The organism is Agrobacterium sp. 16-2014-1-2a (genome assembly GCF_053522705.1).
Window position 1 is genome coordinate 427,656 of record NZ_JBNWBX010000003.1, and the last position, 11,658, is coordinate 439,313.

11 protein-coding genes and 1 pseudogene are annotated in these 11,658 nt (G+C 58.3%); 5 read left to right on the forward strand and 7 right to left on the reverse strand.

Annotated features, from left to right (window positions below; translation table 11 throughout):
• Positions 1-16 precede the first annotated feature (16 nt).
• Genes ACQZ45_RS13610 through ACQZ45_RS13620 form a run of 3 tightly spaced genes read right to left on the reverse strand, consistent with a single transcriptional unit; the run spans position 17 to position 5,246 of the window.
• Positions 17-3,088 (reverse strand): efflux RND transporter permease subunit, encoded by a 3,072-nt coding sequence (locus ACQZ45_RS13610; protein WP_025595358.1) that lies wholly within the window; start codon positions 3,086-3,088, stop codon positions 17-19.
• Positions 3,085-4,170 (reverse strand): efflux RND transporter periplasmic adaptor subunit, encoded by a 1,086-nt coding sequence (locus tag ACQZ45_RS13615; RefSeq protein ID WP_019564938.1) that lies wholly within the window; start codon positions 4,168-4,170, stop codon positions 3,085-3,087. The genes ACQZ45_RS13610 and ACQZ45_RS13615 overlap by 4 nt, the downstream gene beginning before the upstream one ends.
• Complete coding sequence (locus ACQZ45_RS13620; RefSeq protein WP_025595357.1) at positions 4,170-5,246, reverse strand: efflux RND transporter periplasmic adaptor subunit; 1,077 nt, start codon at positions 5,244-5,246, stop codon at positions 4,170-4,172. Before ACQZ45_RS13620 ends, ACQZ45_RS13615 begins: the two co-directional genes overlap by 1 nt.
• Positions 5,247-5,552: 306 nt before the next feature.
• On the opposite strand from ACQZ45_RS13620, the gene ACQZ45_RS13625 reads away from it, so the two are divergent.
• Positions 5,553-6,167, forward strand: a complete 615-nt coding sequence (locus tag ACQZ45_RS13625) for a TetR/AcrR family transcriptional regulator (protein ID WP_003511481.1) — start codon at positions 5,553-5,555, stop codon at positions 6,165-6,167.
• 598 nt (positions 6,168-6,765) lie between these two features.
• Complete coding sequence (locus tag ACQZ45_RS13630; RefSeq protein WP_448742300.1) at positions 6,766-7,797, forward strand: fatty acid desaturase; 1,032 nt, start codon at positions 6,766-6,768, stop codon at positions 7,795-7,797.
• A 47-nt stretch (positions 7,798-7,844) separates the two neighbouring features.
• Here the strand turns inward: ACQZ45_RS13630 and ACQZ45_RS13635 are convergent, their stop codons facing one another.
• The 3 genes from ACQZ45_RS13635 to ACQZ45_RS13645 are packed head-to-tail and all read right to left on the reverse strand — an operon-like array spanning position 7,845 to position 9,249.
• On the reverse strand, positions 7,845-8,420 hold the full coding sequence (locus ACQZ45_RS13635) for a DUF4865 family protein (protein ID WP_174068921.1): 576 nt from the start codon (positions 8,418-8,420) through the stop codon (positions 7,845-7,847).
• Complete coding sequence (locus ACQZ45_RS13640; RefSeq protein ID WP_111801025.1) at positions 8,417-8,851, reverse strand: cupin domain-containing protein; 435 nt, start codon at positions 8,849-8,851, stop codon at positions 8,417-8,419. Before ACQZ45_RS13640 ends, ACQZ45_RS13635 begins: the two co-directional genes overlap by 4 nt.
• Positions 8,848-9,249 carry a tautomerase family protein gene (locus ACQZ45_RS13645; RefSeq protein ID WP_019564945.1) on the reverse strand — a complete coding sequence of 134 codons (402 nt, stop codon included), beginning with the start codon at positions 9,247-9,249 and terminating at the stop codon, positions 8,848-8,850. Before ACQZ45_RS13645 ends, ACQZ45_RS13640 begins: the two co-directional genes overlap by 4 nt.
• A gap of 107 nt (positions 9,250-9,356) precedes the next feature.
• Between ACQZ45_RS13645 and ACQZ45_RS13650 the strand changes: the two genes are divergently transcribed.
• The 3 genes from ACQZ45_RS13650 (at position 9,357) to ACQZ45_RS13660 (ending at position 11,491) form a co-directional block, all read left to right on the forward strand.
• On the forward strand, positions 9,357-10,259 hold the full coding sequence (locus tag ACQZ45_RS13650; protein ID WP_448742291.1) for a LysR substrate-binding domain-containing protein: 903 nt from the start codon (positions 9,357-9,359) through the stop codon (positions 10,257-10,259).
• A gap of 147 nt (positions 10,260-10,406) precedes the next feature.
• Positions 10,407-10,862 (forward strand): Lrp/AsnC family transcriptional regulator, encoded by a 456-nt coding sequence (locus ACQZ45_RS13655; RefSeq protein WP_448742292.1) that lies wholly within the window; start codon positions 10,407-10,409, stop codon positions 10,860-10,862.
• The gene (locus tag ACQZ45_RS13660) at positions 10,862-11,491 is read left to right on the forward strand and encodes a LysE family translocator (RefSeq protein ID WP_003511488.1); all 630 of its coding nucleotides are present in this window, start codon (positions 10,862-10,864) and stop codon (positions 11,489-11,491) included. The genes ACQZ45_RS13655 and ACQZ45_RS13660 overlap by 1 nt, the downstream gene beginning before the upstream one ends.
• Before the next feature lie 38 nt (positions 11,492-11,529).
• On the opposite strand, the pseudogene ACQZ45_RS13665 reads toward ACQZ45_RS13660, so the two are convergent.
• Positions 11,530-11,613, reverse strand: a pseudogene (locus ACQZ45_RS13665) (aldehyde dehydrogenase family protein); the annotation flags it as partial.
• Positions 11,614-11,658 lie beyond the last annotated feature (45 nt).

Below are 11,658 nucleotides of genomic sequence, written 5' to 3' on the forward strand. Positions count from 1 at the left end.
GCTGTCTCACAGGAAATTACGTCTTGATTTCCTGTGCTTCCTGCTTGTCATCTTCGCGCGGAATGCGGAACCACGCGACATAGAGTGCCGGAAGGAACAGCAGCGTGAGCGCCGTGCCAACCACGATGCCGCCCATCATGGCATAGGCCATCGGACCCCAGAATATCTCCCGAGATATGGGGATGAGGGCAAGTGTTGCCGCCGCAGCCGTCAGCATGATCGGTCGCATGCGATGCTCGGTCGCCTCGATGACGGCGCGCCAGGCCGAGACCCCCTCGCTTCTGAGATGTTCGATCTGAACGACGAGAATGACCGAGTTTCGGATCAGAATACCGATCAGTGCCAATATGCCGAGAATGGCGACGAAACCCATCGGCGCGTTGGAGAGCAGCAGCGCTGCCACCACGCCGATCAGCGCCGTCGGGGCAACGGCAAAGACAAGAAACAGCCGGCTGAAGCTCTGCAACTGAACCATAAGGATCGTTGCCATCGCAAACAGCATCAGAGGCACCACGGCTACGATTGGCGCCTGCGAATCCGCGCTGGATTCCACCGAGCCACCTATTTCCACCTTGTACCCCACGGGGAGCGACTTTTCGAAAGCCTCGAGTTTCGGCTTCAACTGCTCCACGATCGTCGCCGGCTGCGTCGGGCCGATGATGGCAGCCTTGACCGTGACTGTCGGAATTCTGTCGCGACGCCAGATGGTCGGCTGTTCCAGCTCGTAGCGGAAATTGGCGATTGCCGACAGCGGCACGGCCTTGCCGTTCGTGGCTGGCAATTGCAGGTTCTGCAATGTTTCGATGGAGCCGCGCTCCGCCAGCTGCGCACGCGCCACCACATTGACGAGGTAGATATCATCCCTGACCTGCGTCACTGTGGAACCCTCGACAATGCTGTTCATGGCATTGGCGATGTCTTCCGAAGACACGCCCAGTTGGCGGGCCTTGTCCTGCAAAACGTCGACCTTGACCACCCGCGTCGGCTCATTCCAGTCCATGACCATGTTGGACAGCAGCCGATGTTCGCCGACGATGCCCGCCAGCTGCTGGCCGAGTTCGCGGACATGCTGGATATCCGGACCGCTCAAGCGATATTGCACCGGCTTTCCGACCGGAGGGCCGATGTCGAGCAATTTCACGAAGGCGTCGGTGCCGGTAAACGTCCGGTTCAGATAGTCCTGCAACTCAGCGCGCACCTTGTCGCGCACATCAAGCCCCTTGGTGACGATGATTGTCTGGCCGAAGGTGACATCAGGCGTCTGCACGTCAAAGGAGAGGATAAAACGTGGTGCGCCTTCACCGACATAGGTCGTCCAGTGGTCGATGTCGGGGTTTTTCGCCAGCGCTTCCTTCTCGAACTGTGCCATCTGCCGGTTGGTTTCGGCAATCGAGCTGTTTTGTGGCAGGTTCCAGTCTACGATCAGTTCCACACGGTCGGAGGCCGGGAAGAACTGCTGCTGCACGAGGCTCATGCCACCAACGGAAAGGGCAAACAACGCAACCGTGAGGATGATCGTTACCCAGCGAAAGCGCAGCGCCCGGGATAGAAGCCAGGAAAAGCCAGAGGCAAAACGGCCCTTCTTCTCATGGTGCGATTTCATCGCCTTGGGCAACATCGCCACGCCAAGCAGTGGCGTGAACACAACCGCGACAATCCACGACACGATCAGCGAAACGGCGATCACCACGAACAGGGTGAATGTGAACTCACCCGCCGCGCTGTTGTTGAGGCCGACGGGAATGAAACCGGCAACGGTGACCAGCGTACCGGTCAGCATCGGGAATGCGGTCGAAGTATAAACATAGGTCGCCGCTTTTCTGAGATCGTCGCCGACCTCGAGGCGTGCGACCATCATCTCGACAGCAATCATAGCGTCGTCGACGAGAAGCCCAAGCGCGATGATAAGCGCGCCGAGAGAGATGCGTTGCAGCGAAATGCCGGTATATTCCATGTAGACAAAGGTGATCGCCAGCACGAGCGGTATGGAGACCGCAACCACCATGCCCGCCCGCAATCCGAGGCTGATGAAGCTGATGACGAGAACGATTGCAATTGCCTCGAACAGCGCCGAAGTGAAGCCGGAGACCGCCTCATCGACCACGGCCGGCTGATCGGACACGCGATGCACATCGACGCCAACAGGCAGGTCCGCCACGATACGCTTCATCTGTGCATCCAGCTCCTCGCCGAAATGCACGAGGTTCGCACCGGTTTTCATGCCTATGGCAAGACCGATGGCCGGTTGCCCGTTAAAGCGGAACAGCGAAGACGGCGGATCGACATAACCGCGCCGGATCGTCGCCACTTCCGTCAGCGGGAAGAACCGGTTGTTGACGCGCAGATTGATGGCGCGAAGGCTGTCTTCCGAGGTGAACTGGCCGCTGACACGCAGCGCAACACGTTCCGGCCCGGCATTGACGAAGCCGGACTGGGTGACAGCATTCTGGGCTTGCAGCGTCTTGATAATCGATTGCTGATCGATGCCCAGCGCTGCGATCTGCCGCGTGGAAAACTCCAGATAGATCGCCTCGTCTTGCGCGCCGATGACATCAACCTTGCCGATATTGTCGACAGTCAGAACCTTGGCACGCGCGTCCTCCACCAGATCGCGCAATTGCCGCTGGCTGAGACCGTCGCTGGTGAAGGCGTAGATATTGCCATAAACATCGCCGAAACGGTCGTTGAAGAACGGGCCGACAACGCCCGAGGGGAAGTCGCCCTTGATGTCGCCGATCATGTTGCGCACGCGCACCCAGGTGGGTTCGACATTCTTGGCTTTGGTTTCCGGCACGAGTTCCACGAAAATCGTCGTCTTGCCAGCGACTGTCTGGCTGCGCAGATAGTCGAGATTGTCGAGTTCCTCGAGCTTCTTCTCGATCCTGTCGGTCACCTGCCTGGCCACTTCCTCCGCGGAAGCGCCGGGCCATTGCGCGCTAATCACCATTGTCTTGATGGTGAAATTCGGATCTTCCTCACGTCCGAGGTTGAGATAGGAGAAAACACCGGCAAGAACGAAGACCAGCATGAAGTACCAGACGAGCGAACGGTGCTCGAGCGCCCAGTCGGAAAGATTGAATTTCTTCACTGATGGACCTCCTGATCGATCCTGATGGCTTGACCATCCTTAAGCTTGTGAACGCCGGCACTGGCGACACGTTCGCCGGGCTTGACGCCGCCGGTGATGCGCACACTGCCGCCTTCAGCGGGCTCGCCCTCTATTTTGACCGGGCGCGAGGTGACCGTGGCCGTATCGGTATTGACGATCCAGACACTCCAACCGTCTTCGGTTTTCAGCAGGGCCGACGAGGGGAGCATGATCTGCGATTCGGAGGCGGCAATTGCTGAGGCCGTGACGACCGAGCCGAGCCGGAATGTCGGCGGCGCATCCTGAAGGCTGATTTTCGTGCGGCGCGTGCGTGTTGCGGTTTCGGCTTCTGGGGCAATCTCACGCACCACGCCGGTGGTGCGTATCTTTGGGTCCAGTTGCAGGGCGATATCGAAGGTCGATCCGATATCAAGTCGCTGCGCCGCAAATTGCGGAACATCGACCACAACATCCCGCACTTCCGGGCGGGCAATGGTCACGACCGTCTGTCCGGCAGAGACGACCTGGCCAATTTCACCGGATGTCGCAGTCACCACGCCGTCAAATTCCGCGTGTAGCTGCGTATAGCCCAGTTGCTCCTCGGCCTTATCAAGATTTGCACGGGCTTTGGCGACGGCGGCATTGGCCGTTCGCGTGGCCTGCTCGGCCTCTTCAAGTGCTGCTTCCGTGCCGCTGCGGGCCTCGGCCAGCACGCGCTGACGCTGCTCGGTCGTCACCGCATTGGCCAGTTGCGCTTCGGCGTTGGATAGATCGGATTGGGCGCTCTTTACCGAAAGTTCCAGCGCGAGCGGATCGATCGAGGCCACCACATCGCCTTTCTTGACCAGATCGGCCACATCGACATTGCGGGCAATGATCCGGCCGAGAACACGAAAGCCGAGATCGGTCTGAATTCTCGATTCCACCGTGCCGGTCAGCCGCAGCGCATCGGCGCGCGTCTCCCCTACGACAACGGAGAGCACCGGGCGCGGCGCCTCAGCGGGCGCTTCCTGCTTTTCCTGGCAGGACGAGACCGCAATCGCCGGAAGCAGCAAAAACAAGCTTCTGTTTATCCTGAACATTATTGTGCCTGCCCCTTTTCATAGGCGACCTTTTCACCGGTGCGGAGAAATTTGGTCCCGCTGGTCACGACGAGATCGCCGGGAAGAAGTCCTTCCGCCACGACGAATTGACCCGTCTCATAGTCGGAGACCTCAACCCGGCGCATGGCGATTTCCGAGGACTGCGCATCGACCACCCAGACGGCGGGAAGGCCGTTCTGCGATGCCATTGCCGACCAGGGAAGCTCAATCGCCTCCACCTGCTTGAAGCGGAAATGACCCGATACCGGTGCTCCGAGCGGCATGGTCATATCGCCGTTCAGGCCAACCTTGACCCGGATCGTCCCATTGTCGGGATCGATCGTCGGGGAAATCTCCCGCACTGGTCCCTCGACAGCGCGGGCGGGATCCGACAGGAGGCTGACATTGACGAGATTGTCGATATCGCGCTCGAGGAACAGGGATTCGTAGACATCAAATACCGCATCGCGCGGCCCGTCATGCGCCAGCGTGAAAACGAGCTGAGCGGCCTGCGCCACCTGGCCGACTTCGACATTGCGCGCGGTGATCACACCATCCGCATCGGCCCTGAGTTCGGTGTAGGAAAGCGCATCGCGCGCCGTATCCAGCTGGGCCTGCGCCGATCTGACGGCGCCTTGTGTGGTGAGCAGGGTTTCCTGCGCCTTGTCGACCGCGGAGCGCGAAGTCACCTGCGTCTTGAAAAGACTTTGCTGGCGATCGAATGCCAACTGCGCCTGCGTCATCTGCGCTTCGGCAGATTGCAGGTTGGCCACCGCAACGTCGATATCCGCCTTTTGCTCTTCCGGGTCGATGCGAGCAAGCAATTGCCCGGCCTTTACCGGGGTACCCACATCCACCAGCCGCTCGGTGATCTTGCCGCTCACCCGAAAGGAAAGGTCCGTCTGGACCCGTGCCCTTACTTCGCCGGTGATGACGCTGCCACGGCCGACGGGCTTTTTCGCTGCCGCAACCACATCGACGACACGCAACGGCTTTTCAGCAGGCGGCTCTTCGTTGCTGCAGGACGACAGGGCGAAAATGCCGCCGACCGCCATTGCTAAAAGAATGCTTTTCATGGTGACCTCTTGATCTTCGCCTCACCCTATAATATTTGACTGACTGAATAGTCAATGAAATTCTTGTGTCGCCGATCGGGAACCGTCCGGACGTCAAACCTGGCTCCCCGAATGATCATTCCGAATTGCCCGGCGCGTCCTCGCGGACGCATCGGGGGATGTGCTGACATATTGAACCACGCACCACGTCTTGTAAAAATCGATTCCGGTTTTTACGCCGGTGCTATAGGCAAACCACCTGTCATTTCCGCCGATTGCGACGGGTAAAAAGGCAAGTGCCGAAAGAATACGTAGGGATCCGGGGTTATGGCAAAAGCAAAACTGACACGCGCAGAACAGAAGATACAACGTCCGTTGGAAATTCTCGACGCCGCATTCGAGGAATTCACCAAGAGAGGATTTACGGCCACGCGGGTGGAGGACATTGCCGAGCGGGTGGGAGTGACGAAAGGCACGGTCTACGTCTATTTCGAAACCAAGGAGGCTCTTTTCGAGGCGATGATCAGGCATGCCTCGGCACCTTTTCAGGAGGCATTCAAGGCTTATGCACGCACGTCGGATGATCCCGTCGAGGAGCTTCGGATGCTTCTTGAATTCCTGTTCGACGCCCTCGTCGACAATAGAAAGATGCGGGAACTGTTTCGCTTCATCGTTGCGGAAGGAGCAAAATTCCCCGATCTCATCGACCAGCACCATGACGTGGTGATGGCGCCGGTATTCGAGCGGATCAATACGATCCTCGAAGATGGCGTGGCGAAAAAAAGGTTTAGAGCCAACCCCACGGAACTGGCCAAGGTCGTCATGTCACCCATAGTCGGAACATTGGTTTTCCGGTTGATTTTCGACGATCGGCGCAGTCTGGACAAGCAGGTCGTTCTGAAGATTCATCTCGAACTGATCATGCGCGGGCTGCTGGCATAAGCGGCATTCTCCTGCCAGACCCGGCTTTGACAAGGAGAATTAGCTTTCGATGACCCCTGATGCTGCGATCTGATACATCGCAAGAAACCTTACATGTCGGGCGCGATACAGCCACAATGCTGCGGTAAGGGTCTGTTGCCTCGAGCATATTGCTCGTATTTGAACGAGTAATTGCCATCCTGTTGCCGAGACCCGCTCACCACTCCAACTTTTCAGCGATTTTAGTTGCCGAGTCGAGCTGTGCTCCTGCGCGAGAATGCAAGTGCCGATTAAATTCTAGTACCCTTCAATCAATTTGAGGTCACCCTGCCCCTCTGTGCAAACAGCGCCGGTACAGTTAGACAGAACAGGTTCCAGCCGCTCAGAGTTGTGCGAGATCCTCGCCGAGCAGATCGACTTAATAAACCGTTTCAGATTTCAGGAGCGAGCCTACAGCTCGGACATTTATGAACAAAACAGTGAATGCCCGCGCCGAGCAGAGCACGGAACCGCCGCGGCAACGCGTGTTGGCTCGAGATCGGGCTATTCCAGAAAACGACCGCCAGCGCGGTGAACACTTTTTTCGAAATGCAGGTGACCAGAAGGATTGCTATCAACCATGACCGCGACGTTAACAGCCCAATTACCTGGCGGCGCGAGTGAAAAGGCCCTGCTTAAAATACTTTCGAATTATCGCAAACCCCGGACCGGCCGCAGCTTGTACGAACTTGCTGTGACGCTTGTTCCCTTCGTATTCCTTTGGGCAGCAGCGTCGGTATCGATTCATTTTGGTTACTGGCTTGGCCTGCTTCTGGTGATCCCCGCAGCCGGATTCCTGTTGAGGCTCTTCATACTGCAACACGATTGCGGACACGGCTCTTTTTTCGGGCGCCGTCGCTGGGATGACTGGACGGGTCGCGCAATCGGTATCCTGACGCTGACGCCCTACGACTATTGGCGCCGCGCGCATGCGGAACACCATGCGTCAGCCGGCAATCTCGATGAGCGAGGGGTTGGCGACATTACAACTCTGACCGTGACCGAATATCGTGCACTCTCCCCACGCGGAAAACTCGGTTATCGCTTGTACAGGCATCCGCTGGTGATGTTCGGCATCGGTCCTGCTTTCCTGTTTCTGTTCAAACAAAGGCTACCGTTTGGCATGATGCGGTCTGGAGCGTTGCCCTGGATTTCGACAATGGCAACAAATGCCGGTGTGGCCGTATTGGCCATTCTCCTTATCTGGGCGATAGGGCTCGTGCCTTTTCTGTTGGTTCATCTGCCAATAGTGCTGCTTGCCGGGTCAGCAGGTGTCTGGCTGTTTTATGTCCAGCACCAGTTTGAAGAAACCCACTGGTCCAAGCCTCCGGAATGGGCTTTTCCCCATGCGGCGATGCATGGCGCCTCGTATTACGATCTTCCGGGTCCGCTGCGTTGGATCACCGGCAATATCGGCATGCACCATGTCCACCATTTGTCGAGCAGGGTGCCTTTTTACAGGTTGCCAGAGATTCTGCACGACTACCCGGAGCTTGCGAAACTTGGTCGCATCAGCCTTCGCGACAGCCTGGGCTGCGTAAAGCTCATTCTGTGGGACGAATCCACAAAACGGCTGATTTCGCTACGTGAGGCAAAAAAGCAACCGCGATAGATGAGAGCTGGAACGACGCAATGCCCCTTGAGCCGGTGCGTGAGTTATCATTCCGCTAAATGCGGAACCGACCCCAATGAGACGTGGCCAATAGTGTAGGTTTGCATTGTTTCAGTAACGGCCGGCACTGTCGGCCAGAGATTGAATTGTAGCAGCAGCCATTTTGTTGGATCGAATGCGGCTATGGCCGCGAGCACGCCGGCCCTGATTGCTGAACGCGCGTCCGCGGTCGCCGTATCGCGCAGCTTGGCCAGATCAGAATGTGGCGCTATGGACCGGACCTCCCGTGTGGCATATCGCGAGGCTGTAAGATCAGGTACGTGGTCGGCGTGCCAGACCAGCCATGTCTGCACCGACGGCCAGCCGAAGTCCCGTGTCAGAACCGCAAAACCTGGACCGGACAGGAAGCTGTCTATCCCTTCTGGCTCGTCCCAAAGATAGAACGGCGCGTAGAGGTTTTCAGCACTGGTGAAGCCGGCATCCTGCTTTCTCGCCGAAAGATAGGCCTTGAAACGCAGGCGTGGAAAGCCATCGAGCAGCGGCCCCTTCTCCCTTATGCGCCGGTCTATGATCGCCATGTCGTAGCCGGCAGGCAGCGTGAAGCTGTATTGCATGGCGATCATGACGTGCTCTCCTCTTTTTTGACAGGTTCCATCCAGTGGACGGCAGTTCCACTCCTGACCGGCTGGACGCTGAGATAGCTGAAGGGACAGGACGGCGCGGCGCCATGCCAATGGGCTTCGCCGGGCGCAAACCACACCGCATCTCCGGCACGGACTTCACGCGGATCGTCACCGTTGCGTTGGACGAGACCGATGCCATCCAGCACGAAGAGAAGCTGGCCGCGCGGATGACTGTGCCAATGGGTCACGACCCCCGGCGGCACAAAAGCGCGCATTGCCGTCATCTCGCCATCGATCCGGCTCGATAACAGCATCTGGACGAGGAAGGATCCGCTGGAGATACCCTCAGGTGCCGCAACTATTCCGTCACCGGCTCGACGCACGCTCATGGTAGATGGACAGGCCGGTTGCATCTCGAAAAAATCGGTCATCGGCCACTCCCATCCGCTGGTGTGCCTGCTGAAACGCCTGATGCAAAGGACCAGTCATCAAACGTCGAGTTGACGATGGCGACCATCACATCCTCTGGCCTCACACCGGGCGACACCGCCAGGTTTTCGACGAGCCTCGCATAGAAGCGCGCTTTGGTTTCCGGCGATCGCGTCTTACCCGTGGTGATATGAAAGAAAATGAAATCATCCGACCGAGGGCCGCCGCGATATGTTCGGTCGAAGATCAGTTCGCCCGGTTGGTGCTGGTGGATTGCAGCGAAGCGGTCGTTTTCCGGAACGTCAAAGCAGTCGACAAGCGCGCGGTCGAGACTGTCGGAAACCGCCTTGAGATAGTCGGTGGATTTGCCCGCAAGCAGAGATATTCGGGTGAAAGGCATGAATGCGCTCCGTTCAAGAGGATTGACAGCCACACTATGAAACGACATCATCATCCTGAAAATCAAATTATTCAGGACATTACGTCCTGATTTTAGGGACATTTAACTTGCGCCTTACCCATCTGGATCTGGACGCGCTCCGCAGTTTCGTGATTGGCATCGAGACGGGGTCGTTCGCGCAGGCCGCAGACAGACTGGGGCGTTCGACCTCTGCGGTCAGCGCACAACTCAAGAAGCTGGAGGACCAGGCCGAAACCGCTCTGGTGCGCAAATCCGGTCGCGGGCTGGCGCTGACCGAGAGCGGCGAAGTGCTGCTGTCCTATGCCCGCCGCTTATTGAGCCTGAATGACGAGGCGATCAGCGCCGTTCGCGGGCCGGAACTCGAAGGCTGGATCCGCCTCGGGATTCAGGAGGATTTCGGAGAAACCGTGTTGCCGCAGGTGCTGGGCCGTTTCGCACGCGCCCATCCACGGGTTCGGATCGAAGGGCGCATCGCTCGCAATAGCGAATTGCGGGAGAAGGTCGAGTCCGGCCATCTTGACCTCGCCTTGGCCTGGAACGACGACACGGCTTCGCCAGCTGAAACGGTTGCATCCATGCCACTGTGCTGGCTGGGCGCCGAGGAAACAGAAACTGTCTGGCAGACCGGCGGGAAAGAGCCGCTGCCACTTGCAGTTTTGGAAGCGCCGTGCCTTTTACGTAGCATTGCCTGCAACCACCTTGATCAACAGCGTATCGCCTGGCGCATTGCATTCGTCAGCCCGAGCCTCGGCGGGTTGTGGGCTGCGACAGCCGCAGGCCTTGGCATCGCACTTCGCACACCGTTCGGCCGGCCGCCTGCAGTTGGGGTGCTCGATCCACTCACCAACGGTTTGCCGCAACTCCCGTCGCTGGGGCTCAGCCTTCTTCGCTCCGGAAAAGACGAAAATCCAATCAGCGCCCATCTTGCCACGATCATCCGCCAAGCCTTGCAGGAATCGCTGCCGGAAGCATGGATAGTGCGACCGTAATCGCTGAAACAGCATAAGCTTCCGCCAAGATTATAGGTACGGCGAAGCTGCGGGGGAATCTTGGCCCCGGCTCAAGGCCTGCGCTCGATTCACTAAAATTCCGCATAATATCTTTCATTATCATAATAAACATGATTATCTGCGGAAATGGATTCAACAGACCGCAAAATCATCAGTCTTCTTTCAGAAGACGCCCGCCGCTCTCTGGCCGATATCGGAAATGTCGTGGAGCTTTCCGCTTCGGCCGTGAACGAGCGCATCCGACGCCTGACGGCCAGCGGGGCGATCCGTCGCATCACCGTTGATGCCGATCCATCCGCATTCGATTTGCCCGTGATCGCCTTCGTGTGGATCGCGTTGGCGCCGGATGCGGACGAGGCCGCGTTTCGTGTCTATGCGGCGTCGCAGTCCGCTATCGCGGAATGTCACCATGTGACCGGGCAGTGGTCCTACCTCGTCAAAGTTCACGTCGGGTCGCTGGCGGAGATCGAAACCTTTCTGGCGACAATGAAACAGAACGGGTTCCTTGCCCGTACCGAAACGATCATCGCCCTGTCTTCTGTCGTGCCGGGACCATTTATGCCGAAGGAAAGCGTGGACTGATGGAACTGATGCTCGTTTTGAAAAGCATTGTGCTGGGCCTTGCGGTCGCAGCCCCGCTCGGCCCCATCGGCGCCCTCTGCATCAACCGGACCCTTGAGCGCGGGTTCTGGGCGGGAGTGGCAGGTGGCCTTGGGACTGCTCTGGCGGATGCCGTGTATGCCAGCCTCGCAGCGCTCGGCTTTTCCGCTTTCGCGGCGACCCTTGCGACAATCGATACGCCGCTCAAAATCGTCGGCGGCCTTTTCATGCTGTGGCTCGGCTGGAAAAGCCTGAGGCCCAAACCTCTGGCAGAAGCGGCCAAGGTTGGAGCGCGCGATCTGCTCGGCACCATCACCGCGACCTTTTTCCTGACGATCACCAACCCCATGACGATACTGTCCTTTGCAGCAATTTTCGCGGGTCTCGGCCTTGCTGACGCATCGGGAGCGACGAGCGCATTTTTTGTGGTCGCGGGCGTTTTTCTAGGCTCTTTATTGTGGTGGTTCATGTTGAGCGGCGGCGTTGCATTTGCCCGGCAGCGCCTTCCCACCACCTTTGCCCGCTGGGTTTCCCGCCTGTCCGGAGTGATCCTTGTCTTATTCGGGCTTTTTGCCCTAGGTTCACTTGCCTGGGGCATGATGGCTCATTGAAATGCAACGGTTTTGTCTGCGGCTCCAACTTCTGGGAAAATCGGCGCTCCCTCCACGGCCGCATCGAGATCGGCGTCGTCGACGATGAAGGGCGCATTGCCGCCAAGTTCCAGTCCCAGTTGGTCGGCGTGCATTGCCGGTAGAGATGTTCTCCCGTGCTCGCCGAA

Coding starts and splice junctions, on each gene's coding strand:
- ACQZ45_RS13655 (WP_448742292.1), top strand. CDS start 10,407: ATGGATTCAACAGACCGCAAAATCATCAGTCTTCTTTCAGAAGACGCC.
- ACQZ45_RS13625 (WP_003511481.1), top strand. CDS start 5,553: ATGGCAAAAGCAAAACTGACACGCGCAGAACAGAAGATACAACGTCCG.
- ACQZ45_RS13660 (WP_003511488.1), top strand. CDS start 10,862: ATGGAACTGATGCTCGTTTTGAAAAGCATTGTGCTGGGCCTTGCGGTC.
- ACQZ45_RS13620 (WP_025595357.1), bottom strand. CDS start 5,246: ATGAAAAGCATTCTTTTAGCAATGGCGGTCGGCGGCATTTTCGCCCTG.
- ACQZ45_RS13645 (WP_019564945.1), bottom strand. CDS start 9,249: ATGCCTTTCACCCGAATATCTCTGCTTGCGGGCAAATCCACCGACTAT.
- ACQZ45_RS13640 (WP_111801025.1), bottom strand. CDS start 8,851: ATGACCGATTTTTTCGAGATGCAACCGGCCTGTCCATCTACCATGAGC.
- ACQZ45_RS13630 (WP_448742300.1), top strand. CDS start 6,766: ATGACCGCGACGTTAACAGCCCAATTACCTGGCGGCGCGAGTGAAAAG.
- ACQZ45_RS13635 (WP_174068921.1), bottom strand. CDS start 8,420: ATGATCGCCATGCAATACAGCTTCACGCTGCCTGCCGGCTACGACATG.
- ACQZ45_RS13615 (WP_019564938.1), bottom strand. CDS start 4,170: ATGTTCAGGATAAACAGAAGCTTGTTTTTGCTGCTTCCGGCGATTGCG.